The following is a 23,696-nucleotide window of genomic DNA, read 5'->3' as shown; positions in this document are numbered from 1 at the left end:
GGCCTCCCACGGCTCATCAGCGACCCCCGGGGAGCGGTCATCGGCTCAACTGTGTTTACGTGAGGGCGGCCGGGAAGGTACCACCAAGACCGGCGAGGACGTACTTTCCAGAATGGCCTGGCTGACAGACCCGCGAACGATTCCAGGAATGCCACTGAGACCGCGCGATCCAATAACCAACAGCCGGGCGCCGCGTGCGGCCTCGGTGATTTGATCGGACGCAGTGCCCGTCAGGGTGAAGCTGGCGCACTGTAGCTTGGGGTGCTTCTCCCTGACCTGAAGGAGGAGATCCTGGAGCCAGGGAGCGCTGCCCCGCGCTGCGCCGTCCGGGGCGACGGTGACAGCGCTCAATGGCAGCCCGTGCCGATGCGCCATCTCCGCTGCCACGGCAAGCAGACCTGGCGCCTCCGGGCCTTCATCTACGCCCACGATGACATGACCGAAAAAATTTCCCCTGCCGGAAGCCGGAATACTGGCTGAGGCCGATCGGTCCTGACCCCAGGTTTCCGGGACCACAGCTGTCCAACACGAAGAATGTGCCGTCAAAGCCGCGGAGACACTGCCGAAGCGCGACGTGTAACCGGTGCGATGACGGCGTCCGACCACCACGAGCCCTGCCCGGGATGACAGACGGATCAGTACGTCCTTAGCACGGCCTGCCAGGACCTGGCCTTCTGCGGGAATGCCTCTTGCCTCAGCGTCCGCCAGGAACGGCCTGAAGGTCCGTTCCGCTTCACCTACAGCTCCCCGGAAGTATCCCGCCTCAACATGCGGGTCTGCAACATCGACCGGAGGCACAGCATGAGCGAACACGATGTTCCATTTAAGGACTTCCGCTTCCGCCAACGCCCAGGCCGCCGCCACGGCGCTTTCACGGGAACCATCAATTCCGACGAGAATCGTATTCGCCATACCTTACGATAGCGGAGCAGATGGCCTATGCCAGCACCGCCTCTTCTCTTGGGTGGCGCCGGGGACAAGTACCTGCTGGACTTCCGATTTCAGAGGCTGTAGGGGCCGAAGCGCGCAATGGCGACAACGGCAGCCAGGATGCCCAGGACGCTGTTGACGATGACGTTTGGTACTTCTCCCCGCCGGGCGTGGGTGATGGCCGCGCCAGTCATCAGCAGGAAGAGGCCGGCCGCGGCCGTTGGCACCAGGACGGTGGCTATGTTCAGCACAGCCGGCAGGATCAGGCCCAGGGCGCCCAGGAGCTCAACTGCGCCGATGCGCTTGACGGCACCCTCGGAGAAGTGTTCAACCCACCCCTGCCCGGAGGCGGCGAGCTTCGCTTTGGGTTGTGCGATTTTCATCGCTCCAGCGGCGAGGAAGAGAAGTGTGAGCAGGGAGGTGATGCCCCAAAGGATGATGTTCATGATGATCTTCTTTCGTTCGAGATGATGTTGCTTGCGCTCAGGGTGCCGGCGCAGCCCGTTATGCGGCTGCTGTCCCCGGCCGTTCGTGGAGCATTTCGCGGACCATGGGCACGACCTTGCTGCCGTACAGTTCGACGGCTTTGAGGCGTGCGCTGATTGGCTGTGCTCCGGACGTGTAGATGAGGTCGAAGCGGCCGACGCCGAGGGAGGAGACAGCGCGTGCGATTCTTTTCGCTACCGTCTCCGGGGACCCGACGTACATCGAGCCGTGCCGCGTCTCGGCCTCGAATTCGTCGCGGCTGACGGGTGGCCATCCGCGGAGGGCGCCGATGCGGTCCCTCACCACTTTGTAGTGTGGCCAGAAAATCTCCTTGGCCTCATCGTCTGTGTCGGCAATGAACCCCGGAGAGTGCATCCCCACGGGCCACGCCGTCGTGTCGAATTGCGCGGCTGCCCGCTTGTAGAGATCGATGAAGGGGGCGAACCGCTCCGGCTGGCCCCCGATGATGGCAAGCATGAGGGGGAACCCGTATTTCGCGGTGCGGACCACGGATTGGGGCGATCCGCCCACACCCACCCAGGTCTTCAAGCCGGCTTCGGTCTTGGGGTACACATCGGCCTCGGTCAGGGATGCCCGGACGGTGCCGCTCCACGTCACGGGCTTCTCTTCGAGGAGTTGCGCGAAGAGTTCGATCTTCTCCTCAAAGAGCACGTCATAGTCGCTGAGGTCGTAGCCGAAGAGGGGGAATGACTCGGTGAACGATCCCCTGCCGAGAATGACTTCGGCGCGGCCGTTGGAGAGCGCATCCACTGTGGCGAACCGCTGGAACACCCGCACGGGGTCGTCTGAGCTGAGCACCGTCACCCCGGATGCGAGACGGATGCGGGAAGTGCGGGTTGCCATTCCTGCCAGCACCGTCTCCGGGCTGGATACGGAGTACTCCGGACGGTGGTGCTCACCGACAGTGAAGACGTTCACGCCCAGCTGGTCCGCTATCACGGCTTCATCCACCAACTGCCTGATGGCGCGGGCATGCGTGACCGGTACCCCTGCATCGTCGAGGGGGACATCACCGAATGTGTCCAGGCCGAAGATCACTTCGCTCATGGGGTTTCTCCTCTACTTGACATGTCAATCAGATAATTGACGTGTCAATCATGAACCCGGTATTGTTGCCACGTCAAGCGAAAGGCCGTGTGCGATGAATCAAACCAAAAAGAGTGACAGGCAAAGTCCCGATCCGATTGAGCTGGCCGTGTGGCGTGACTACGTGGAGACCGCTGAGGCGCTGCGGCAAGCATTGGCGGCCGGACTGCAGGCCACGTCGCAGGTTTCACCCGGCGATTACGCGGTGCTCCTGGCTTTGCATGAGGCCGACGGGCACCGGATGCGATCGTCGGCGCTTGCTGAGACGGTCGGCTGGGAACGAAGCCGCTTGTCCCACCACCTTGGGCGCATGGAGAACCGGGGGCTCCTGCGGCGGCACCGATCGGGCAAAGACAGCCGCGGTTCAGAGATCGAGCTCACGGACGACGGCGCCCGGACGTTCCGCAGCTCATCAGCACCCCACCTGCGCCTGGTCCGAAGACTCTTCGTCGATGCCCTCTCCCCCGAGGACCTGCAAGCTGCCCACAGAGTTGCATTGAGCCTGCGGCGCCACCTGAAAGAGATCCTGTCGGACCAGGAAGACAAAGCATCCTCGCGTTAAGTTCTCCACACCGCCGCTACGGGCCTCCGGACAGTCACTGTCCGGAGGCTTTTTTGCCTGCATTGGCCGGCCTCGGTCGAGCAGGGGCTCCAAGGCCCCTTCCCTCGAGATGCAACATGCAATATATTGGATTCAATACTTCCACTTCGGCGAAAAGATCATCATGGGCATCCAGATCAAAGGGCCGGCGCAGGCAACTTCCAGCGACCGTATCCGCCCGGCACCCCTTTTTGGGCGGGTTGCGTCAGCGGATTCTCACCGACGACGGCACGTCGTCGGCATCCTGGGGGGAATGGGCCCGGTGGCCACCGCGGACTTCTATCTGAAACTGGTCCAGGCAACTCCGGCGAGCACTGACCAGGAGCATCTCCGGGTCCTTATCTGGGCTGATCCAACGATTCCGGACAGGACCGAAGCCCTGCTCCTGCAGGGGGCAGATCCGACGCCGGCCCTCATCGCAGGTGCCAGGCTGCTCGAGGCATCAGGTGCGGGCATGCTCGCGGTGCCCTGCAACACAGCCCATGCGTTCCTTGGGGCAGTCCAGGCCAAGGTGAGCATTCCGATCATTCACATGATCGAGGAGACGGCGAACCATATTCAAGCACTCGTCCCTGCGGTGCGGCAGGTAGGCCTGCTGTCTACTACAGGAACTCAGAAGGCGGGGCTGTATCAGGCATGGCTGGAAAGTAAGGGCATCAGCGTGTTGTCACCCGAGGACGATGTCCAAGAGCAACAGGTCATGGCATCCATTCGCGGAATCAAAGCAGGGTGGAGCGCGCAGTCAGTGAGGCTGCCATTGATCGCCGCCGCCGAGTCCCTGATCAGTGCCGGCGCCCAAGTCATTATCGGAGGATGTACCGAGATTCCGCTGGGACTTGCCCCTGACGACATAGGGCTCCCCTTGGTAGACCCGGCACAGATCCTGGCCGATGCGGTTGTGCGCCGGGTGCTGGCCTGCGCGGGAGGCGGAGTACAGTATCCAATATGCCGCTCGTCCGACAAAGCGCAGTAGACCGCCCAAAAATGAGTGATGCCGCGTACGAGCGTCTGCGCGAGGCCATTGTGCGCGGCGATCTTGTTCCCGGCGAAAAGATCAAGGATGCCGACCTGGCGGAAATGCTCGGCCTCAGCAGGACGCCGGTCCGGGAGGCACTTACCCGTCTGGCCGAAACAGGGCTCGTCGAATCCAAGCCCGGGGTATATACCAGAGTCTCTACCCTGAACCAGGCCGACGTGGCGGCCAACCTCGCCGTTCTCAAAGCCCTTGATTCGCTCGCCGTTGAAGCTGCGGTTCCAAAGCTGACCGCGACAGACTTCGATTCCATGCGTCGGGCGAACAAGAATTTTGCGGCAGCGGTTCAAAGACAGAATGTCCCAAAAGCGCTTGCCGCTGACGATGCGTTCCACCAGGTCATCATCGAAGCGGCGGGCAACCCCGTCGTTGCACGCATCATCGAACAGCTGCATCCGCAACTGCACCGCATTCTCTACCGAAAATTCTCAGGGCTCCTTGGCGGCGAGGAAACCATCAACCATCACGAAGAGTTGCTCAGAGCATGCGAACGGGGCGACGCCCGCGCGGCTGCCGCCATGTCCGGCGAACACTGGTCGCATTTGGGCGATCTCATCAGCGGCCTGTTCGACACCAACGAACTCTCCAGCTGAGCTTCGTGCACGTCCCGGCGCGCGCCAGGCATGCCTCCTTACTGCATTAGAGAGACACGCCCTGGGTGCGGGCAGGGCTCACGTGCGGGCAATCCGTGAGAAGGCACCCGCACCGGAAGGAGCCTCGCGGTAAGCGTCGAGGGAGGCACCTCGCATCGTCAGCCGCCTCGGCGCGGCCACGCACACCGTGGGCGGGTGCATTTCCGACCAGCCGGTCCGCGAGCATGTCCACGGCCAGCTCAGAAATCGACTCTGCCCCCGCGCCGGCCGCTGCAGGATCAGCGACGCCGGGGACCAGTACGTCAAAGCCGGCGGGCTGCATGACCGCTGAAATGATCACCTGTGCGACTCCGCGCCTGGCGAGTTCGCTGACAGTTTTGTCGTCCGCCTCGTGGGGCGGCAGGGCACCCACAATGATTCCGTCTGCACCGCCGGACAGCATGAACTGCCGCCATGCGCTGCCCAGAATGATGACTGCCTGGTAGCCGTGCTTCGGAAGGATGGCCGCGGCCGCCGCGGCCAGGGCGCGGTCCGGCGGCCACTCCAGGTCGCCGATGGCAATGGCGACGCGGTCTGTCCGGCCCAAGCGCATGCCCCGGGCCGCCTGGTTCGGCACGTACCCGAGCTCGGCGTCGGCAGCGATCACCCGGTCCTGGGTGGCCTGGCTAATCCTGGTAGTACCGCCGTGCCGTCCGGACAGCACGTAGGACACCGTGGTCAGCGAGACCCTGGCCTGGACGGCAACATCACGAATAGTCGGGTTTGATCCATTTTTCATAGTTCAGCCGTCATTGTGTGGATAGTCGGTGATGGTTCGAGCAGTGTCCCAGCCGTACCGTCGGCGTCGTCAGGCAAATCCATCGTCACATCCCCGCCGGACGGCCGGCTGTATACGCTGGGATGTAGAGCGCCCCGGCCCCTGAATCCCAAGCCGGCATGGGCACACACATGGCGGACGTGCCGGGAAATACGCCCTCCGCGGCAAGTATGTGGCTGTGGGATCAAGGTGTCCGGGCGGCCATGACTTCCTCCAAGCCTGCACGACTATCTGTGCGTCGAACAGAGTCCATAATGCGCCGCCGGGGTTCTGAAAACCTTGGAGGAGAGCTCCGGAGCGCCGACCTGCCCACCCGAGTTGGTGGTGTGCCATCACCACTCGTCGAAGGCCCATGCCCGGCACTCCCTAAGTTAATGCCCGTTTCATTGCCGCTGTAGGGCGGCTCCGTTCAGGAGCTGTACGGCACACGCTCCCAGCTGAGCGCCTCTCCGTTTGACGCGTTGGGAGCAACGGTGACCCGCAGCCATTCGTTGGACGTGGCCGCGCCTTCCACCGTCACGCGGCGCAGGTTGCCTACGGTTTCCTGGCCGTAGACCTCAAGCCATGGCGATCCCGCAGCCAGGGGCGAGTCGTCGTTGTAGATGTGGGAGTCACCGTTGAAGAGGTACACCTGCCCGCCGAACTGCCGGGAACCTTGCGCGATGGCTTCGACGATCGGCCGGAAGCCGCTGACCAGCTCGGGGTTTTCCATTACTCCCTGGGAGAGCATGTAGGGATCGAACATGTCGGCCTGGGTCATCACGACGACGGCACGGGCGTTGGTCCGCCGGGCGTCGGCAAACGTCTGCTTCAGCTGCGCGACGTCCGCCGCCGTCCGGGACCGGACTTCCGCCAGCTGCTCGGTAGTGGGTTCGTCAAGTCCAAGCCCGGTCCACGGCAGCTGCGAATTGTTCGACCCCTGGACATTGACGACGGAGAAGGCCACACGCTGCTCTGCGAAGGTGACGTTCTCAGGCAGCCCCGCCTGATCAGCCGACTTCACGGGCATGTTTCCGCCGAGTGTTTTGCCAGGCTCGGCAAAGAACAGCTCGCGCAGTTCATCCAGGCGCTCCAAGGGGTTGTAGGAACCGTTGTTGACGCGGTGGCAGTCAACCCATTCGTTGTCGCCCGGGGTGTAAACCAGCGGCGCCTCGAAGCGGTCAAACTGGGCCTTGATGGCGGCGAAGTATTCGTTGCTGCACTCGGCCGATCCTGCCTTGATGTCGCCCAGGTGTGCCACGAAGCGCAGCTCGTCCTGGGTGTTCAGTTCCGTGACCATCTGCGGAAAGCGCTCAACCTGCTCGGAACCGTACGGTACATCGCCGATCACGCCGAAGGAGAAAGAGTCCGGATGAGGCTGGCGGCCCTGATCGTCGGCAACGGCACCGCCGGCGAAAGTGAAGGAGGGCAGGAGAGAAAGTGCAGCAGCGGCACCCAGGATTCGGGCAGGTGTAGGAATTGGCATGGCATGCTCCGTCACATCTTGTTGGGTTGGTGATAGGGCCGAAGCTAGCCGCCGCAGGCCACACGCACGGGAAGGCAATGCGTCGCCGAAGTGAACACGCGCCCCTGTCAGGCTCACCCAGCGAGGTCGGCTGCACTCTGGGTGGCGGTGACGATACCCAGCCAACAGTCGTGTACAGCCCCGGAAACCGGGCCCTAGGAAACCGAAGCGCGCGAACAACCGTCGCGCGAAGCGAGTGATCCAAGTAGCCCCCTGCCTAAAACAGGTACTCACTACTGTGTCCGGTCGGCTAATGCCAACCTAGGCTGGCTCCACCGTCGGCAACCGGCGCTGAAACACGAAGTCCTGAAGCGGCAGCGGTCACCACCGCTAGCTCGGGCAGATGACCTCTTCACACCAAGAGTCAGGGGCTGATGGCCATGAACCGTGTCCCCAAAGGGCAGACGGTACTCCGAGCTGACACCTCTGAGAGTGCCGGCGTCGAAGCACACGATTATGACCTCAGCGCCATCGCAGCACGCCTGCCTGGAGACATGACTGCGAATACTCACCGGGAGCTACCATGACGGATGTCAAGGCGGGCAGCGATGCTCCCAAGAGAACGTTGTGTCATCCCTGCGGCCCGTCTGGACCGACACCATGACCAGATTCTTCCGCTTCGTACGGTCCGCGACATGAAGCGGCAGCGTCCCCGCGGCTTCAAGATCCAGCTTGACCGCAACGGAGTTCAGCTTGTCTACCAGACGCCGCTCCTCCGGATGGGCCGAATGACCCGGTTCGCCGCGGTGGGAGCGCTCGGGACCGTGCTCAACCTGCTCGTCACGGCACTGCTCGTCCACGGCCTATTCGACATCAACTACGTGGTCGCCGCGGTCATCGCCGCCGAGATCTCGATCGTGCACAACTTCGTGCTTCAGGAGCGGTTCGTATTCCGCGACATGCGGGACGGGGTCAACTCCTGGTGGGACCGCCTGACTCAGCACCTGCTGTTCAACAACGCCGAGGTGCTGGTCCGGATGCCGTTCCTGATCCTCCTGGTCGAGACGATGCACGTCTGGGCACTGCTTGCCCACGCGGTCACGCTGGCCAGCGCATTCGTCGCCCGGTTCCTCTTCGTGAGCAGGGTGGTCTACAGTCCCAAGCTGGTCGAGCGGGTCGCCCGCCACCGCGCACCCGACAACCGTATGAAGGAGGTCTAGGCATGAGCGTGCTGATCTTCTTTCTGCTGCTCGGCACTGTCCTGCTGTTCGCAGTCTGCGTAGGAACACTGTGGTGGATGCTCCACGCATGGCGGACTCCCGAGAACTACGAGTCAACCAACTTCCCAACCGACGGCGTACTCAGTCGGCATTCCTTCTCGGTCATCGTTCCCTGCCGAGACGAACCGTATGAGGTCATGGTTGCTACTATTCAGCGGCTGCTGGACCAGACTCACTGTCGAGTCGAGATCGTGATCTCCGTGGGCGACGACGACGTGGACACGGTCGATCGCGCCCGGATGCTCGCTGCTCTATACCCGCAACGCATCAAGGTGTCGGTCAATGCCGACCCAGTCAAAAACAAGCCCCGTCAGCTAAACTCGGCGCTCCGGCTCTGCACCGGGGACATCGTCGGGATCATCGATGCTGAGTCCCTGACCGCTCCCGGACTGCTCACTCACATCGATGCCACTTTCCATCTCACTGGCGCAGACGTCGTTCAGGGCGCGGTGCACCTGGTCAACTACCGGAGTCGCTGGTTCACGCTGCGCAACTGTCTGGAGTACCGCATCTGGTTCCGGTCGCGCCTGCACGGGCACGCTAACTCCGGGTTCATCCCGCTGGGTGGGAACACAGTCTTTGTGTGGCGTCACCTCCTTGAGCAGGTGGGCGGCTGGGACGGCGACTGTCTCGCTGAAGACTGCGAGATCGGCGTGCGGCTCTCGGCCATGGGTAAGCACATCGTTTGCGTCTACCACCCGGAGCTCACAACGCTCGAAGAGGCGCCGACGACCGTCAAGGCGTTCGTCAAACAGCGGACCCGATGGAGTCTCGGCTTCATGCAGGTACTGGCCAAGGGCGAGTGGAAGAAGCTCCCCACCTGGCAGCGTCGCCTGGGCGGCTGGTGGACACTGGTCCAGCAGCACGCCATGGCGCTCGCCGGAGTGCTCCTGCCCATCGCGTTCGTGACGGCGGTCGCGCTCTCGCTCCCTGCGGGCATCGTAATGATCACCTACGTGCCGCTCATCCCCCTGCTGCTGACTGTGGTCTTCGAGATCCTGGTGTTGCGCGAGTTCGGGCGTGACATGAACTTCAAGATCGGACTACGCGACTACGTGCTCCTGGTGGTCTCGACTCCGTTCTACCAGGCCATGCTCCTTTACTCCGCCGTAGCCGCCGCGGTCAAATTCCGGCGTCGGAACTTCAGCTGGGACAAGACTCCCCACACCGGGACACACCTGGCCGTCTCCGCCACCAGCACCATCAACGCTCTGACGCAGGAGGTTAAGGCGTGACCGCGACCCAGGACACCACTCCCACCATCCCCGTGGTGGTGGCGCGTCCTTCGGGTAGGCCGCACGCTGCTCTGCAGGGCTTCGGCTTCCTGCTGCTGAGCATGATCCCGCTGACCCTGGTCCTCACGCTCGTGGCGATCCTCTACGGCGTCAATCTCAAGGGATACCCGGAGTTCGGCAACGACGACGAGGGGACGTACTTCGCGCAGGCATGGTCAGTCGCCAACCACGGAGACGTGGCGCACTACACGTACTGGTACGACCACCCGCCAGTCGGCTGGATCCAGATGGCCGTGCTGCTCCAGCCCCTCCAGTGGGTCTGGGGTGGCGGCGATCACGTCCCCGTCCAGACGGCAGGACGCGGCATGATGACCCTGATCGCGGTCGTCTCAGCTGCGCTGATCTACAAGATCTCGCGCAACCTCGGTCTGCCCAAGCCCGTTGCCCTCCTGGCTCCGCTGGTTTGGGCACTTTCTCCCATAACAATCCACTACGGTCGACAGATATTTCTGGACAACATCTCCATGGTGTGGCTGCTGGCCTGCTTCATGCTGGTCACGGGTAAGCCCAAGCTCCACCACCATGTCGCGGCGGGAGCTGCGTTCGGGATGGCGGTCCTGAGTAAGGAGACTGCGGCCGTGGCTTTGCCAGCGATCCTGGTAGCACTGTGGGTCTTCTCGTGGGCTCGGACCCGTACTTTCTCCTTCGTTGGGTTCCTGGGAACCGGGGCGTTCCTGGTAAGCGGATGGGTGCTGTTCGCGATTATCAAGAACGAACTGCTCCCTGGAGCCGGCCACGTCTCGCTCTGGGAGGCCATAGTGTGGCAGCTTCACGGGCGCGGCGGTGCAGGCTTTATGTTCGCGGATGGCTCGGGTGCGAACGAAACCCTCAAGGATTGGCTGGGGCACGACCCGTACTTGGTCATCGCGGGGATGTTGCTGAGTTTAGTAGGGCTGTTCTTCCGACAGGCGCGTGGCATCGCGCTCGTTCCGGTGGTGTACCTGATCGTGGCGCTGCGCGGCGGCTATATCCCCGCGATGTACATCATCACGCCACTGCCGTTCTTCGCGTTGATCGTCGTCTACCTCGCCTGGAAGCTCTGGCACGCCGCAGGCTTTCGATTTCAGGGAGCGATCAAGTGGCCCGGCCGTGCGGCCGTCGCAGCCTTGGTCGCTGCGTCCGCCTTCGTCATCGCTCCCTCATGGGCAGCTGCGTCTACCCGTGCTGTTACCGAGAACCAGAACATTCCGTACCAGGAGGCGCTCGCCTACGTCGACGCAAACCTCCCTCGGAACACGACGGTCCTCACTGACGGTAACGTATGGAACGACATGGTGAGGATGGGGTGGAGCCCGGACGGCTGGTCCGGTCCGCTGTGGCACTTCAAGCTCGATAGGGACCCTGTGGCCCGGGGAGAGAACCTGCCCGGCGATTGGGAGGACATCGACTACATTTTCCTGGGCCGCGCCATGGAGGTGTTCGTCGGAGGCGAGATCCTCAGCAAGGAGAAAGCTCCTCTCGCGTATGCCGCTCTCTCGCACAGCGAGCTCGTCAAGGCCTGGGGCCCTGTTGGCCATCAGGTTCGTCTGCTGAAGGTGAATCCGGACATGGACCCGGTCGACCCGGAGTGGATGCGTGGGCATCCGGACCAGGCCCCGACCGCGACCATCACTCCATGATCACGAGCCGTCACAACAGGCTCGCCGGCTGGATCCACTTGGGAGCGAAGGACTTCGCCAACCGGCGGAAAGACTGCCCGACCACACCACACCTGCCGACACCCTCAACGAGTATCGGTTCCACAAGTGCCAGCCGTACTCACACTTTGCCCCTACTGAACTGTTCACCATAGTTTCACCAGAGGTCTCGGTACGGGTGGCATGCTTCAAACCATGGATAAGCAGGACGAAACACCCCGCGCTATGCCCGACTCGCAGGTCTGGGAAACGCTGCGCGCAGCCCACACCGCCTATATGGCGGCAACCTCGCCGGCATACGACGAGGTGCTCACCGAAGTCGCTGATCGAATTCAGGCGACCGCCAGCATCGGCAAGGCCGATATGGGGGCCCTGCTTTTCTGGAAACGGCTCCGTGCGGATACGCCATGGGTCCGGGACTTGATGAAAATGCAGGATCTGGAAGTGCGGGCGGTGACGGAGCGGGCTGTGTCTGCCGTGAACGACCTCTCGCTCTCCGTACCTAAAGCGGCTTCTGCCGGCCGGAGTGCCCTGTCGCCCTTGCCCGGCTTCGAAAAGGGAGACGCCTACGCCTCCGCTCTTCTGCTGGCCGCAGCTCCTTTGCGGATGGCCGTGTATGACCGGCGCGCCAACGCCGGGCTGGAGTCTTTGGGCCGTACGCTCACCGCGGCGCCCGGCAGGTACAAGCGCTACATGGAGTTCGTGGAAGATCTGCGGTCGATCGCGAAGCGGCACGGTCACATCTGGACTGCCAGAGATGTCGACGTCGCCCTCTACTGGCTCGGCGGCCCGAACCGGCTGGCAGCATAAGGCGTGCCCGGCGGCGCACGTTTGGTGACTGGCTGAGGGCCGTCACCAAAGCCCGGGCCGCTCCCTTGTAGACACCCAACAAAATCCCGTCGTCATGGAAAAACTAGCGTCGGCTGTGAGGCAAATCCGCAGCTAGTCAGCGCAAAGGACCATCAATGACGATCCAGGCAGCACTCCCCGCACGATACGAAATTCTCGACACCGCCCGCCAACAGGTCCTCGAGGAGGGCCGGGGCCTGACGCAGGACCAGCTGGTGGACGTCCTGCGCCTGCCCGACGAAGCCATCCCCGCTGCGCTGCAGCTGGCCCACGAGGTCCGGCTCCGCCACTGCGGCGAGGACGTCGAGGTGGAGGGCATCATCTCCATCAAGACGGGCGGCTGTCCCGAGGACTGCCACTTCTGCAGCCAGTCCGGGCTCTTCGACTCCCCCGTGCGCGGAGTCTGGCTGGACATCCCCGAGCTGGTCAAGGCGGCGAAGGAAACGGCGGCCACCGGCGCCACGGAGTTCTGCATTGTCGCCGCGGTCCGCGGCCCGGACATCAAGCTCATGAACCAGATCAAGTTCGCGATCGACCGGATCAACGAGGCAGTGGACATCAACATCGCCTGCTCGCTGGGGATGCTCACCCAGCGCCAGGTGGACCAGCTGGCAGAGTGGGGCGTCCACCGCTACAACCACAACCTGGAAACGGCGCGCAGCTACTTCCCGGAGGTGGTGACCACCCACACCTACGAGGAGCGTCTCGAGACCTGCAACATGGTCAAGGCCGCGGGCATGGAACTGTGCTGCGGCGCCCTGATCGGCATGGGCGAGTCCCTGGAACAGCGGGCCGAACTCGCGGCCCAGCTCGCCGCCCTCGAGCCGCACGAGGTTCCGCTGAACTTCCTGAACCCGCGGCCCGGAACCCCCCTCGAAAACCAGGGCATCATGGACGGCAAGGACGCCCTCCGCGCCATCGCCGCGTTCCGGCTCGCCATGCCGTACACAGTCCTGCGTTATGCAGGCGGGCGGGAACTGACACTCGGCGATCTCGGCACCCGCGAAGGCCTCCTCGGCGGCATCAACGCGGTCATCGTGGGCAACTACCTCACCACCCTGGGACGCCCTGCCACCGCCGACCTGAACCTGCTGGTCGAGCTGAACATGCCCATCAAGGAACTCCAGAAGTCTCTGTAAGCATGGACTCGCTAAGCTCAACCACCGGTCCGGCACAGTTCTGCGGGCTCTGCGGCGAGCCGGCCGACGGCGGCGACGGCCCGGCGTCGAACGTTCACCACCGCTGCGCCGAGCGCCTGGCGATGGAACCGCCGCGCTACTGCGCGGCCTGCCGGCGCCGCATGAAAGTCCAGGTGACGCCGCTGGGCTGGACGGCGGAGTGCTCCCGCCACGGGGTGGTTGCCAGATGACCCGGGTTTCTGCGCCTGCGGGCCTGATCCAGCGGGACCGCGCACGGTTGTGGCATCCCTACGCGCCGGCTTCCCCGGACCTTCCGCTGTGGGAGGTGGAGGGGGCCGACGGCGTGCGGCTGCGGCTCCGCGGGGACGACGGCGGGCAGCATGAGGTGGTGGATGCCATGTCCTCGTGGTGGTCGGTGATCCACGGCTACCGCCACCCCGTACTGGACGCCGCCGCGAAGCGGCAGCTGGACAGCTTCAGCCACGTGATGTTCGGCGGTCTCACCCATGCCCCGGCCGTGGAACTCGCCGAGCGCCTGGTGGACATGGCCCCGTCGGCGCCGGGCCGGTCCCGCCTGGAGCGCGTGTTCCTGGCCGACTCGGGTTCGGTTTCGGTGGAAGTTGCCCTGAAGCTTGCGGTGCAGTACCAGACCGCATCGGGCAGGCCATCGCGGCAGCGGTTCCTGAGCCTTCGCGGCGGGTACCACGGCGACACCTTTGCGGCGATGGGCGTCTGCGATCCGGTGGACGGCATGCACTCCGCCTTTCCGGGACTGCTGGCCGGCAACGTGTTTGCGCCCCGTCCCCCTGCCGCTGCTTCCGCCACACCCGAGGCGGTGCAGGCATGGGCATCGGAGCTGCAGGACCTCGCGGGCGCGCATTCCGGGGAGTTGGCCGCGATCATCGTCGAACCGCTCCTCCAGGGAGCCGGCGGCATGCACGCCTACCCGGCCGAATGCCTGACAGCACTGCGCCGCGTGGCGGACCGGCACGAGCTGCTGCTCATCTTCGACGAGATCGCCACCGGATTTGGCCGCACAGGGGAGCTGTTTGCGGCCGGCCATGCCGGCGTCGTCCCGGACATCATGTGCGTGGGCAAGGCATTGACCGGCGGGTACCTGACGCTCGCCGCGATGCTCTGCACCGCGGACATAGCGGCCGCCGTGTCCGGCGGTCCGTCGGGGGCGCTCCTCCACGGCCCCACCTTCATGGGAAACCCGTTGGCCTGTGCGGTGGCCAACGCCAGCCTCGGCATCATCGACGACGGCGGCTGGCGTACCGACGTCGCCCGGATCGGCGCCGGCCTGGAGGCCGGGCTGGCCCCCGCTCTGGAACTCGAGGCCGTCCGCGCTGTCCGCACCCTCGGCGCAGTCGGAGTCATTGAACTGCACGACGCCGTCGACGTCACCGCGGTCACTGCCGCGGCCATCCGGCACGGCGTCTGGGTCCGCCCCTTCCGGAATCTCGTCTACACCATGCCCCCGTACATCAGCACGGCGGCTGACATCGAACAGATCACCGCAGGCATGACGGCGGCCGTCGCCGAAGTACATGGGCACGAAGTCCATGAGCGCGAAGTCCATGAGCGCGTCCCGGCGCGGAAGTGCATCCTTACAGGGTTGGGCGGTGCGGCATGAGCGCCTCGATGACGCAGTGGCTCCATCGGCAGGCTTCAGTCCGGGACCGCCGGGGCCTGGTCCGCCGCCCGCTCCCCCGCGTTGCCGGCGAACACTTCATCGACCTGGCCAGCAACGACTACCTTGGCCTGTCCGCGGACCCGCGGCTCGCGGACGCTGCCGCGGCGGCCGCGTCGCGGTGGGGCGCGGGCGCCACATCCTCGCGCCTGGTGGCCGGGACCACGCAGCTGCACCTGGATCTCGAGCACGAGCTCGCCCGCCTGGCCGGCATAGAGACGGCGCTGGTGTTCTCCTCCGGCTACCTGGCTAATGTCGGCGTGATTACCGCATTGGGCGGACCGGGGACGCTGATCGTCGCGGATGAACAGTGCCACGCCTCGATGATCGACGGGTTCCGGCTCAGCCGCTCACACACGGAATCGTTCACGCACAACGACCTCGGGGCGGCCGGCCGCCTGCTGGCTGACCGGACGGAGCCCCGGGCGCTCATCGCCGTCGAATCCCTGTACAGCGTGCTGGGCGACGCAGCCCCGCTGCCGGACCTGCTGGGCCTGGCCGAGCAGCATGACGCGGTGCTGCTGGTTGACGAGGCGCACAGCATCGGCGTCACGGGCAGCGGCAGCTTTCAGGGCCGCGGCTCGGTGGCAGGGACCGCCCTTGCCGGGCATCCGAACGTGATCGTCACCGCGACGCTGTCCAAGGCCCTGGGCAGCCAGGGCGGAGCCGTCCTGGGATCCGCCCTGCTGCGCGAACACCTCATCAACCGCGCCCGGAGCTTCATTTTCGATACCGGCCTCGCGCCCGCCTCCGCAGCGGCAGCCCTCGCCGCGGTACGGATCATCCGGAACGAACCCTGGCGGGCGGAGGCCGTCCGCAGCAACGCGGCCGCACTTGCCGCCGGGCTCGCCCCTGCCCTTGCAGCGCGCGGCGCCGCAGTTTTCCCGACGTCGGGCGCCGTCCAGTCCATCGCCATGCCGTCCGCCGAATCTGCCCTGGCAGCGGCCGACGCCGCCCGCACGGCCGGCGTCCGGATCGGCTGCTTCCGCCCACCGTCCGTCCCGGACGGGGTCTCGCGTTTGCGGCTGACCGCACGCGCCACCCTGACACCCCAGGAAATCGAAGACAGCTGCGCGGTGCTGCGCAGCATTTTGGAGGAACTGCCATGAACCTGCCGGACATCATCCTGGTCACAGGAACAGACACGGGAGTCGGCAAGACAATAACGACGGCGGCCCTCGCCGCTGCCCTCACCAGGCAGGGCCGGAGCGTCGCGGTCTACAAGCCCTGCCAGTCAGGAGCAGCCGTGGGTGATTCCGATGCCGCCGAAATTGTCCGGCTCGCCGGCGCCGTGTCTGCACAAACCGGCGTCGTGCTGCGGGAGCCCCTGGCCCCGGTGGCGGCTGCCGCCGTCGACGGGACGCAGCTCCCCCGGGTGGCTGCGCACGCAGAGAAGATCCGCGACCTTGCCGCATGCCACGACCATGTCCTGGTTGAGGGCGCGGGCGGCCTGCTGGTGAAGCTGGACACCGACGGCGGCAGCCTGGCGGACCTCGGGGCGCTCCTGGCAGCGGCATTCGTGCTCGTCGCCCGGCCGGGCCTGGGAACGCTGAACCACACGGATTTGACCCTTGAGGCGCTGGAAGCCCGGGGCCTTCGGACCCTGGGGATCGTGCTCGGCAGCTGGCCCGCCGATCCGGACTTTGTCCACATCGGCAACCGGCAGGTGCTCGGATCGCTGGGCGTGCCGTTGCTCGGCGTCATTCCCGAGCACGCCGCGGCACTCTCCCCGGCCACCTTCCGTGCCGAAGCGGGCACGTGGCTGAATGGCCTGTCCGCATGAGCCCGGCGTTGTCCCCTGCAGGATCCGCGGAGCCGCTCACTGAAGGCCCGGAGACGGCGGAGCGCTCCGAGCCGGCGGCGCGCCCGGAGCCAGCGGAGCGCTCCGGCCAGGCCCGGTGCCCGTATCTGGTGGTCCGCGACCCGGACGTAGTTCGGGAAGCCCTGCACCGGCCCTCCGACTTCAGTCCCGCGAATGCCCTGATCGCTGTGACGCCGCTTGCGGGTCCCGCCCTGCGGGTGCTGCAGCGCGTGGGCTTCGCGTTGCCTCCGGTCCTGGCCAGCAACGACACCGACACGCATGCGGGGATCCGGAAGGTCGTGGCGGGCTATTTCACGCCGGCGAAGGTCGCGGCTATGGAGCCGCGTATCCGGGAACTGGTGCGGGAAGCGGCGGGGAACTCTGCCGGGCAGCTGGAGCGGTCCGGCCAGGTGGACCTGGTGCAGGCGGTGGCGGCGTTTCCGCCCGCCGTCGTCATGCTCGAACTCCTCGGGCTGCCCGTACGGGACCTCGCACCCCTCAAAAAGTGGGGTCTGGAGTCCATGGAACTGTTCTGGGGATGGCCCGGCGAGGACCGGCAGCTCGAGCTCGCCCGCAGCGCCGCCGATTTCTACGTCTGGCTGCGCCGGCTCGTCGCCGAGTCCGTGGCCGCTCCCGGACGCAACCTGTTCAAGTCGCTGTCCGAACACGGCCTGTCCAGGCCTGAAATGTGTTCGCTCGGCTACTTCCTGCTGATCGCCGGCCAGGAAACAACCACCCAGCTGATCAGCACCACCCTGTTCCGGCTCCTGGAGGGATCCGCGCCCCTGGGGTGGAAGGACGCGGCCTCCGAGGAGGGCTCCAGGTCCGTTGTCAGGCATGTGCTTACCACCGAATCGTCGGTCCCGACGTGGCGCCGCGTGGCCACGCAGGACACCCTGCTTGGCGAGGACCTGGTTCCCGCCGGCACCGAGATCCTCCTCGAACTGACCGCGAACCAGATCACGGCACCGGCCGAGCCCTCCCTGCCCGGCACACCGGTCCGGGACGCGCCGTCCCCCTTCGGCCTGGTTTTCGGGTCCGGCATCCACCGGTGCCTCGGCGCCAAGCTGGCAGAACTCGAGGCGTCCGTCACCGTCCAGGAAACTGCCGCCGCGCTGCCGGGAATCCGGCTGCTGGACCATGAACCCGAATGGATCCGGCTCCTGTCCTTCCAGGCGCCCCGGACTGTGAGGGTAACGAACAGGGTGGGGTGACAGCTTCCCTGGCTAGTCTCCTCGAGCCTTCCGGGTTGCGGCGTCATTGGCCTTCTGCAGGGCTGTGACGAGCTCGTCCTTGTTCATTTTCGAACGGCCGTCGATGTTCAGTTCCTGCGCACGCTTGTAGAGATGCTCCTTCGACGCGTTGGCATCCACGCCACCGGCCGTGGGTTGAGACGAATCGAGTCCCTCCTCCGCGCGTTTGTCTGAGGGTCCGCGCTCCTCCTTCGGCTCCCAGTGGTCGCCCACCTTCTCGTAACTGTGCTTCAGCGAGGCGTAGGCTGCACGGGCAGCCCGGCTCTCGTCGTTGTCGTAGGACTCGAGGGCGGAATCATAGGTTTTGGCGAAAGTGTCCTGGGCTTTCTGCTCTGAACGCTGCAGGGTCGAGGGAAGCTCATCCTTGCGGGCGTGATCGTTCTTGCCGGTCTTAGGCATGTCAGTCACTCCTTTATCCGCACGTTGATCGTTCAGATAGCACCAGCTTAATTGCCATGTTGCTTCCGGTCCCCGGGTCACGCTCGATGAGCATCGGGGCGATCTGGACGCCCATCTGCCTTCGTTATGACGCGGGCGGATCCTGTTTAGCGGCAAGAACCGCAAGGTCGTAGATGAGCTGCTGCACCTCACGTTCATGGCCGTGAGGAGGCAATGTCCGCGGCTTTGAGTCGGCGGGGTCTGCAGGCGCAGGCCGAGGAAGGGGAGCTGGAGACGAGCCCTCGGACGGCTCGATGGAAATAGGCTCCTTGTCCACAAACGGATCATGGAAAATTACTCGTGCCATTCGTTGCCCCCATTGCTGTACCTGCAGCTATCCAACAGCGAATTTGAATATCTTTCCAGTCCCCGCCTCATGCAGCGTCACAGGAAATACAGGCAGCCTCGTGGAGGGATCGGAACAGCCGGGCGTGCCGCGGGAGCCAACGCAGGGTCTTGAACGCTTGTTCAACCTTAGCTACTGTCCTCCATATGACGTTGATCACAATGCACGAGAAGCCGGCGCACCAGAACCGGCCCGTCGCCACCCGAGTTTTTCGGGCACGGCGGACCACGCCTAACCATGCTCAATTGTGAAGGGCCAGAAAACGTCAATACAGGCTTTAGCCGACCAAGTCCATCTTGCTGAACGAGGAGATTCACCTTGAAGAGACCCATGAGCATTGCCTCCGCGAGTATCGCCGTCGTGTCCCTGCTGGCTGCCGCCGGCTGCGCCGCCATCGACCAGGGCGCTGTGCGTGCGGAGAAGAGCCCCAACTCCGGGAATTGTGCGGTACAGGAACACGCGATGGGTCTGCGCTGGCAGCAGCAAAGCGCCGAGGCACAGGCGCTGCAGTCCCAGACTTACCGGATCGCTGGCGAGCGCCTCGGGGAGAGAGTCAGGCAGGCCAAGTCCAAGGACCTCGCGATTATCACCGATCTGGACGAGACCGCGATCGACAACACCGAGCTGTTGGCCCGCGACATGACCGCCTGCCACGACTACAGCGTCTGGGATACTTGGGGCCAGTGGGAGCTCGAGGGCTCGCCGTCCGCGATCCCGGGCGCCGCCGAGTTCTTCAAGATTGCCGATGAGATGGGCGTCTCGATCTACTACCTCTCCGACCGGACCGAGGAGAACCTCGACGCCACCATCGCCTCACTCAAGGAGCTGGACTTCCCCCAAGTATCAAAGGACCACGTGAGGTTGCTGGGCCCGTCGAAGGAGGAGCGGCGCACCAAGATCCAGGAGAAGCACGAGGTCATCATGCAACTGGGCGATACCCTACATGACTTCGCTGGCGACTATGCGGATGCGGATCTGGACCAGCAGCGGCAGCTCGTCGAAGAAGACGCCAAGCACTTCGGCGACGACTGGTTCATCCTGCCGAATCCTACCTACGGCTCGTGGGAGGATGCCGATCTCGACAAGTGGAACGCCGAGCTGGAAGTCACTAAGTGATCTTCCTGCAGGCATTCCCCGGAGCCTTCGCACTGCCAGCGAAGAGGACGCCCTGATCGGCGTAAGCACTAACGCCGAGACGGGCATTGTCGGCGTCCCCAAAGGGAGCAGAATGGTACAGCCCGGCAGCCTTGGGACAGAACGGTCTGTCTCGGTCCAGCCGTATTGTGTATTATCCGTGTGTGCAGACACCAGAGATCAGGGCCGAACAGCCAGGGCGCCCTGCAACGGACAAGCCCCGGGAGAAGATCGTTGCCGTCGCCTACGAACTGTTCGCCCGGCGCGGGATTCGCGACGTCGGAGTGGACGAACTGATCCGTGCTTCGGGTGTGGCCAAGGCAACCTTCTACAGGCACTTCCGCTCCAAGGACGACGTCGTCCTTGCCTTCCTCGAGCAGTGGTACCTGGAACGCACTGCCGCGATCCAGAACGCAATTGCCCGGCGCGGGACCAGCGACGAGGCTGCCATGCTGACCATCTTTGACGTCTTCGACGACTGGTTCCGCCAGGGCGCTGTCCAGGTAAGTTCTTTCCTACACGTGATGATGGAGATGGGCCCCGACCACCCCCTCGGGAAAGCGAGCATCCAGTACCTGGATAGGACGCGGCAGCAGATCGCGGAACTCGCAGAATCTGCTGGCCTGAACGACCCGCACGATTTCGCCTGGTCCATTCACATCCTGATCAAGGGAGCCATCGTCGCCGCGGCCGAGGGCGACTCCCGCGCTGCTGTCCGCGCCCGGGTCATGGCCGAACTGCTCATGGCCTACCACCGGCCCTGAACCCTTCCGGAAATTGCTCAAAAAGTCCCCTAAAACCCATCCTGACACCACTGATACACTCCTCAGAATCCTCATCTACTTGCAGGTCTGTGCGTTCAAGCAGCCAGGCCACTCTGCAGGTGGATGCCGGTGGGCCCGGGTGGATCTGGCTGATCCAAGCTTCACTTGACCTGCGGGAGTCGTCAAGCTAGCTTGACTTCATGGATGGAGATGCAGGGTCGGTCGAGCAAGCGCTCAGCAGCGGTGATGTCCACGAGTTGCTCAAAGTGTGGGAAGACTTCAACAGCGGCGAGACCTGGCGCGAAGTGTCTGCCACCGGCAGCGACCAGGCGCGGGAGGCCGCAGCACAGTTCCTTACGGGGGTAAGGGAAGTCGCAGCGCTCGAGGCGCTGCGCGCGAACGCGAAGGCCGTCGAGCTGCTCACGGCCAGGCGCTGGCACGTCATCAAATCGGCACGTGAGGCAGGCGCAACGTGGGCCCAGATCGGCGAAGCGCTGGCGATCACGAAACAAGCCGCCCATGACTTCTACCGCCGCAGGATCGAGGAGCAGGAGAAGTACCTGCTGGACCTCCACGACGCGGCAGCCGCGCGCGCGGTCCTGGAAGAAGTCAAGGAAGAAGCCTCCATTGTCGACGGAGGCGCATTACCAGAATCAACCGGTGGGCGGCGGCATCCAGGCGGCGCTGGACGCGGTAGGGCCGCCGTCGAGCATTCCGCTTCACCTTGATGCTAAGTGCGCTTAGTATATTGGGGTGATCTGTCCGAAATGACGGTCGGAGGATTCCGACGGGAAGAGGAAACCGTGGTCACGATTCGAGTTGTCAGGCCGAAAGGGGCGGAGGAAGCATGGGTTCCGTAGTGATTTTTGCCCCGTCACCCGTCCTAACCGTCACAGTTGAGGACGTGGAAGGCAGCGCAGACATCCACCTCCACGCCGGGGGTCAGGGCGTCTGGCAGGCCCGCATGTTGAAGGTGCTCGGAGCCGACGTGACGATGTGCGCCGTGTTTTCCGGTGAAACCGGAGGCGTCCTGCAGCACCTGATTGATGACGAAGGTGTAAAGCTGTTGCCGGTGTCCGGCGAAGGCAGCAGCGGCGCCTATGTGCACGACCGCCGTGGCGGCGAACGCGAGGTGGTGGCGGAGTCGCCCGGCCACCGGCTCACACGCCATGAACTGGACGAACTGTACGGACTGACGCTGCAGGCGGGGATGAAGGCCGGGACGGTGATCCTCAGCGGCACCGGGCGGGAGGATTCGGTGCCACCGGACATGTACCGGAGGCTGACTGCCGACCTGCGCACCGCCGGATGCATTGTCGTCGCGGACTTGGCCGGCGAGCGGCTGAACGGCATCCTGGAGGGCAAACCCTCGGTGGTCAAGATGTCCGACGAGGAAGTGGTGAGCAGCGGCCGGGCCGATGCGTCCGAGACAAACCTCCTTGTTGAGGCCATGCACACTCTCAATAAGGAGGGTGCGCAGGCTGTCATCATTACCCGGGCGCATGATCCATCCCTGTTCCTCAGTGACGGGCAAATCAGCGAAATCCACGTCCCGCGGTTCGAAACGGTGGAAACCAGTGGCGCCGGTGATTCCCTAACCGCCGGGGTGGCCGCGGTTCTCGCCGACGGCGGCACGCTCCACGATGCCGTTGTCCTGGGCACGGCAGCCGGCGCCCACAACGTCACACGCCATGGGCTGGGCTCGGGTGAGGCGTCGGTCATCCACGAAGTCGCCAGGCTCGTCAAGATTGTTCCGCTGGACACCGGCGCAGCGGAACCGGCGAAGCAGGTGAGTCCGGACGAGCTGGCGCGAAAGGTCAGAACATCATGAACCAGCCCATACGCGTCCTCATTACCAACGATGACGGTATCGCCTCCCCCGGCCTGCATGCATTGGCCGCCGCGGCTGTCCGGGCGGGGCTGGATGTTGTGGTGGCGGCCCCCGCATCGGAAGCCAGCGGCAGCAGCGCGTCGATCACCGCCATGGAAGAGGACGGCAAGATTTCTTTTGAAGAGCGCGAGTTGGAGGAGTTGGACGGGGTGAAGGCCTTCGCCGTCCATGGCGCCCCGGCGTTCATCACGATGATCGCCACCCACGGCGCCTTTGGCGCCCCGCCGGACGTGGTCCTGTCCGGGGTGAACCGCGGGGCGAACGTGGGCCGGGCGATCCTGCATTCCGGCACGGTAGGCGCGGCCTTGACAGCGGGCGTCAACGACCGCCGCGGGATGGCGGTCTCCCTGGACACCGGCCTGAACCCGGACACGATCCACTGGGACACCGCCGCGCAGCTGGCCACCGGGCTACTGCCGTTCCTTCTGGAGCAGGAGCCTGGATCCGTGCTGAACCTGAATGTCCCGAACAATGCCGGGCCTGACTTGCCCGAGTACCGGACGGCGACGTTGACCCGGTTCGGCATCGTGCAGACCACCCTGGCCGAACGGGGGCAGCAGCACGTGCGGCTTGCCATCGCCGACACGGCCGAGAAGCCTGATCCGGACAGCGACGCTGCCTTGTTGGCGGCAGGCTACGCCACGGTGACCGCCCTGCAGCCAGTCACAGGAACGGCGCACCCGTCCCTGCAGAGCCTACCGCGCGCCGCTGCAAAGGCTTAGGGCGGAAGGCTTCAAACCCGAAGCGCACGACGGCTAGAACCCAAGGACCTCCCGCCGTCGTGCGCTTTCCTGCCGTCGCGTTCCCGCATTGCACCGCTCACGGGGCAGTGCCCACACAAGGCGGGGCGCATTGATGCGCCTGTAATGCCAGATGCCGGCTGCGAGACCAAGAGTCTGACGGAGACTCTGGTGTAGACCCCGGCGATGGTCCGTCCTACGTTTTGTTCCAGGGTGAGTTGGCCTATGAGGGTGTCGAGGAAAAATTCAATCCATTGGCGGATGCCGCAGGCCGAGAAGCCTCCCTTACCTTGACCGAATCACGGTTATCGGCCTTTGAAAAAAATTCGGAGGGACTCGGCCATTGTGAGGAACTGGGCCCAGGTCATTGCGAGCTGTTGGACGGTCAGGCCGGCGGGCAGTGCGTAAGTCGCGGCAGTAATGAC

At 64.7% G+C, this 23,696-nt stretch carries 24 protein-coding genes and 1 pseudogene; 18 read left to right on the top strand and 7 right to left on the bottom strand.

Annotated elements, in window-relative coordinates; all coding sequences use genetic code 11:
- Positions 1-45: 45 nt before the first annotated feature.
- The 3 genes from AC6CH3_RS02325 to AC6CH3_RS02315 form a co-directional block, all read right to left on the bottom strand.
- Positions 46-912, bottom strand: coding sequence for a universal stress protein (locus AC6CH3_RS02325; RefSeq protein ID WP_498130923.1), 867 nt, complete (start codon positions 910-912; stop codon positions 46-48).
- A gap of 89 nt (positions 913-1,001) precedes the next feature.
- Positions 1,002-1,376: a DoxX family protein gene (locus tag AC6CH3_RS02320; RefSeq protein WP_498130922.1), complete on the bottom strand. Its 375-nt coding sequence runs from the start codon at positions 1,374-1,376 to the stop codon at positions 1,002-1,004.
- Between the two features lie 58 nt (positions 1,377-1,434).
- Complete coding sequence (locus tag AC6CH3_RS02315; protein ID WP_498130921.1) at positions 1,435-2,484, bottom strand: LLM class flavin-dependent oxidoreductase; 1,050 nt, start codon at positions 2,482-2,484, stop codon at positions 1,435-1,437.
- 94 nt (positions 2,485-2,578) lie between these two features.
- On the opposite strand from AC6CH3_RS02315, the gene AC6CH3_RS02310 reads away from it, so the two are divergent.
- From AC6CH3_RS02310 to AC6CH3_RS02300, 3 genes are all read left to right on the top strand, one after another.
- Positions 2,579-3,085, top strand: a complete 507-nt coding sequence (locus AC6CH3_RS02310) for a MarR family winged helix-turn-helix transcriptional regulator (protein WP_498130920.1) — start codon at positions 2,579-2,581, stop codon at positions 3,083-3,085.
- 163 nt (positions 3,086-3,248) lie between these two features.
- Entirely contained in the window at positions 3,249-4,097 is an 849-nt protein-coding gene (gene cuyB, locus AC6CH3_RS02305; RefSeq protein WP_498130919.1) for a cysteate racemase, read from the top strand.
- A gap of 11 nt (positions 4,098-4,108) precedes the next feature.
- Positions 4,109-4,750 (top strand): GntR family transcriptional regulator, encoded by a 642-nt coding sequence (locus AC6CH3_RS02300; protein WP_498130918.1) that lies wholly within the window; start codon positions 4,109-4,111, stop codon positions 4,748-4,750.
- A 46-nt stretch (positions 4,751-4,796) separates the two neighbouring features.
- Here the strand turns inward: AC6CH3_RS02300 and AC6CH3_RS02295 are convergent, their stop codons facing one another.
- Together AC6CH3_RS02295 and AC6CH3_RS02290 are read right to left on the bottom strand one after the other, a co-directional pair.
- Complete coding sequence (locus AC6CH3_RS02295; RefSeq protein ID WP_498130917.1) at positions 4,797-5,528, bottom strand: LacI family DNA-binding transcriptional regulator; 732 nt, start codon at positions 5,526-5,528, stop codon at positions 4,797-4,799.
- A gap of 448 nt (positions 5,529-5,976) precedes the next feature.
- Positions 5,977-7,032 (bottom strand): hypothetical protein, encoded by a 1,056-nt coding sequence (locus AC6CH3_RS02290; RefSeq protein ID WP_498130916.1) that lies wholly within the window; start codon positions 7,030-7,032, stop codon positions 5,977-5,979.
- Between the two features lie 674 nt (positions 7,033-7,706).
- Here AC6CH3_RS02290 and AC6CH3_RS02285 point away from each other — a divergent pair.
- From AC6CH3_RS02285 to AC6CH3_RS02240, 10 genes are all read left to right on the top strand, one after another.
- Positions 7,707-8,231 (top strand): GtrA family protein, encoded by a 525-nt coding sequence (locus AC6CH3_RS02285; protein WP_498130915.1) that lies wholly within the window; start codon positions 7,707-7,709, stop codon positions 8,229-8,231.
- Positions 8,232-8,233: 2 nt separating this feature from the next.
- Positions 8,234-9,526, top strand: coding sequence for a glycosyltransferase (locus tag AC6CH3_RS02280; protein WP_498130914.1), 1,293 nt, complete (start codon positions 8,234-8,236; stop codon positions 9,524-9,526).
- A complete protein-coding gene (locus tag AC6CH3_RS02275; protein WP_498130913.1) occupies positions 9,523-11,205 on the top strand; it encodes an ArnT family glycosyltransferase in 1,683 nt (560 codons plus the stop codon). The genes AC6CH3_RS02280 and AC6CH3_RS02275 overlap by 4 nt, the downstream gene beginning before the upstream one ends.
- A 213-nt stretch (positions 11,206-11,418) precedes the next feature.
- Entirely contained in the window at positions 11,419-12,033 is a 615-nt protein-coding gene (locus tag AC6CH3_RS02270) for a hypothetical protein (protein WP_498130912.1), read from the top strand.
- Positions 12,034-12,188: 155 nt separating this feature from the next.
- Positions 12,189-13,211 carry a biotin synthase BioB gene (gene bioB / locus AC6CH3_RS02265; RefSeq protein WP_498130911.1) on the top strand — a complete coding sequence of 341 codons (1,023 nt, stop codon included), beginning with the start codon at positions 12,189-12,191 and terminating at the stop codon, positions 13,209-13,211.
- A gap of 2 nt (positions 13,212-13,213) precedes the next feature.
- Positions 13,214-13,441, top strand: coding sequence for a biotin synthase auxiliary protein BsaP (gene bsaP, locus AC6CH3_RS02260; protein WP_498130910.1), 228 nt, complete (start codon positions 13,214-13,216; stop codon positions 13,439-13,441).
- Positions 13,438-14,847, top strand: a complete 1,410-nt coding sequence (locus tag AC6CH3_RS02255; RefSeq protein WP_498130909.1) for an adenosylmethionine--8-amino-7-oxononanoate transaminase — start codon at positions 13,438-13,440, stop codon at positions 14,845-14,847. The genes bsaP and AC6CH3_RS02255 overlap by 4 nt, the downstream gene beginning before the upstream one ends.
- 8 nt (positions 14,848-14,855) lie before the next feature.
- Entirely contained in the window at positions 14,856-16,013 is a 1,158-nt protein-coding gene (locus AC6CH3_RS02250) for an 8-amino-7-oxononanoate synthase (protein WP_498131135.1), read from the top strand.
- Positions 16,010-16,687, top strand: coding sequence for a dethiobiotin synthase (bioD, locus tag AC6CH3_RS02245; protein ID WP_498130908.1), 678 nt, complete (start codon positions 16,010-16,012; stop codon positions 16,685-16,687). The genes AC6CH3_RS02250 and bioD overlap by 4 nt, the downstream gene beginning before the upstream one ends.
- Entirely contained in the window at positions 16,663-17,919 is a 1,257-nt protein-coding gene (locus tag AC6CH3_RS02240; RefSeq protein WP_498130907.1) for a cytochrome P450, read from the top strand. Before bioD ends, AC6CH3_RS02240 begins: the two co-directional genes overlap by 25 nt.
- A gap of 12 nt (positions 17,920-17,931) precedes the next feature.
- On the opposite strand, the gene AC6CH3_RS02235 is transcribed toward AC6CH3_RS02240, so the two are convergent.
- Positions 17,932-18,357, bottom strand: a complete 426-nt coding sequence (locus AC6CH3_RS02235; protein WP_498130906.1) for a ChaB family protein — start codon at positions 18,355-18,357, stop codon at positions 17,932-17,934.
- 715 nt (positions 18,358-19,072) lie between these two features.
- On the opposite strand from AC6CH3_RS02235, the gene AC6CH3_RS02230 reads away from it, so the two are divergent.
- From AC6CH3_RS02230 to surE, 5 genes are all read left to right on the top strand, one after another.
- Positions 19,073-19,858: a 5'-nucleotidase, lipoprotein e(P4) family gene (locus AC6CH3_RS02230; protein ID WP_498130905.1), complete on the top strand. Its 786-nt coding sequence runs from the start codon at positions 19,073-19,075 to the stop codon at positions 19,856-19,858.
- 182 nt (positions 19,859-20,040) lie between these two features.
- Positions 20,041-20,640, top strand: coding sequence for a TetR/AcrR family transcriptional regulator (locus tag AC6CH3_RS02225; RefSeq protein WP_498130904.1), 600 nt, complete (start codon positions 20,041-20,043; stop codon positions 20,638-20,640).
- 200 nt (positions 20,641-20,840) lie between these two features.
- The gene (locus AC6CH3_RS02220; RefSeq protein ID WP_498130903.1) at positions 20,841-21,368 is read left to right on the top strand and encodes a hypothetical protein; all 528 of its coding nucleotides are present in this window, start codon (positions 20,841-20,843) and stop codon (positions 21,366-21,368) included.
- Positions 21,369-21,487: 119 nt separating this feature from the next.
- Positions 21,488-22,471 carry a PfkB family carbohydrate kinase gene (locus AC6CH3_RS02215; RefSeq protein ID WP_498130902.1) on the top strand — a complete coding sequence of 328 codons (984 nt, stop codon included), beginning with the start codon at positions 21,488-21,490 and terminating at the stop codon, positions 22,469-22,471.
- Positions 22,468-23,253, top strand: a complete 786-nt coding sequence (gene surE / locus AC6CH3_RS02210) for a 5'/3'-nucleotidase SurE (protein WP_498130901.1) — start codon at positions 22,468-22,470, stop codon at positions 23,251-23,253. Before AC6CH3_RS02215 ends, surE begins: the two co-directional genes overlap by 4 nt.
- A gap of 120 nt (positions 23,254-23,373) precedes the next feature.
- On the opposite strand, the pseudogene AC6CH3_RS02205 reads toward surE, so the two are convergent.
- Positions 23,374-23,537: pseudogene (locus AC6CH3_RS02205) on the bottom strand (IS982 family transposase); the annotation flags it as partial.
- Positions 23,538-23,696 lie beyond the last annotated feature (159 nt).

Source organism: Arthrobacter sp. GQ119 (assembly GCF_059759125.1).
Note: the sequence above shows the minus strand (reverse complement) of the source record. Positions and strands in the feature narration are given on the sequence as shown.

Excerpts from the sequence above, each read along its gene's own strand:
- AC6CH3_RS02255 (WP_498130909.1), top strand. The coding sequence starts at position 13,438 with ATGACCCGGGTTTCTGCGCCTGCGGGCCTGATCCAGCGGGACCGCGCA.
- AC6CH3_RS02220 (WP_498130903.1), top strand. The coding sequence starts at position 20,841 with ATGGATGGAGATGCAGGGTCGGTCGAGCAAGCGCTCAGCAGCGGTGAT.
- AC6CH3_RS02325 (WP_498130923.1), bottom strand. The coding sequence starts at position 912 with ATGGCGAATACGATTCTCGTCGGAATTGATGGTTCCCGTGAAAGCGCC.
- AC6CH3_RS02235 (WP_498130906.1), bottom strand. The coding sequence starts at position 18,357 with ATGCCTAAGACCGGCAAGAACGATCACGCCCGCAAGGATGAGCTTCCC.
- AC6CH3_RS02290 (WP_498130916.1), bottom strand. The coding sequence starts at position 7,032 with ATGCCAATTCCTACACCTGCCCGAATCCTGGGTGCCGCTGCTGCACTT.
- bioD (WP_498130908.1), top strand. The coding sequence starts at position 16,010 with ATGAACCTGCCGGACATCATCCTGGTCACAGGAACAGACACGGGAGTC.
- AC6CH3_RS02250 (WP_498131135.1), top strand. The coding sequence starts at position 14,856 with ATGACGCAGTGGCTCCATCGGCAGGCTTCAGTCCGGGACCGCCGGGGC.
- AC6CH3_RS02230 (WP_498130905.1), top strand. The coding sequence starts at position 19,073 with ATGAGCATTGCCTCCGCGAGTATCGCCGTCGTGTCCCTGCTGGCTGCC.
- AC6CH3_RS02310 (WP_498130920.1), top strand. The coding sequence starts at position 2,579 with ATGAATCAAACCAAAAAGAGTGACAGGCAAAGTCCCGATCCGATTGAG.
- AC6CH3_RS02285 (WP_498130915.1), top strand. The coding sequence starts at position 7,707 with ATGAAGCGGCAGCGTCCCCGCGGCTTCAAGATCCAGCTTGACCGCAAC.
- surE (WP_498130901.1), top strand. The coding sequence starts at position 22,468 with ATGAACCAGCCCATACGCGTCCTCATTACCAACGATGACGGTATCGCC.
- cuyB (WP_498130919.1), top strand. The coding sequence starts at position 3,249 with ATGGGCATCCAGATCAAAGGGCCGGCGCAGGCAACTTCCAGCGACCGT.
- AC6CH3_RS02270 (WP_498130912.1), top strand. The coding sequence starts at position 11,419 with ATGGATAAGCAGGACGAAACACCCCGCGCTATGCCCGACTCGCAGGTC.
- AC6CH3_RS02280 (WP_498130914.1), top strand. The coding sequence starts at position 8,234 with ATGAGCGTGCTGATCTTCTTTCTGCTGCTCGGCACTGTCCTGCTGTTC.
- AC6CH3_RS02295 (WP_498130917.1), bottom strand. The coding sequence starts at position 5,528 with ATGAAAAATGGATCAAACCCGACTATTCGTGATGTTGCCGTCCAGGCC.
- AC6CH3_RS02300 (WP_498130918.1), top strand. The coding sequence starts at position 4,109 with ATGAGTGATGCCGCGTACGAGCGTCTGCGCGAGGCCATTGTGCGCGGC.
- bsaP (WP_498130910.1), top strand. The coding sequence starts at position 13,214 with ATGGACTCGCTAAGCTCAACCACCGGTCCGGCACAGTTCTGCGGGCTC.
- bioB (WP_498130911.1), top strand. The coding sequence starts at position 12,189 with ATGACGATCCAGGCAGCACTCCCCGCACGATACGAAATTCTCGACACC.
- AC6CH3_RS02320 (WP_498130922.1), bottom strand. The coding sequence starts at position 1,376 with ATGAACATCATCCTTTGGGGCATCACCTCCCTGCTCACACTTCTCTTC.
- AC6CH3_RS02315 (WP_498130921.1), bottom strand. The coding sequence starts at position 2,484 with ATGAGCGAAGTGATCTTCGGCCTGGACACATTCGGTGATGTCCCCCTC.
- AC6CH3_RS02215 (WP_498130902.1), top strand. The coding sequence starts at position 21,488 with ATGGGTTCCGTAGTGATTTTTGCCCCGTCACCCGTCCTAACCGTCACA.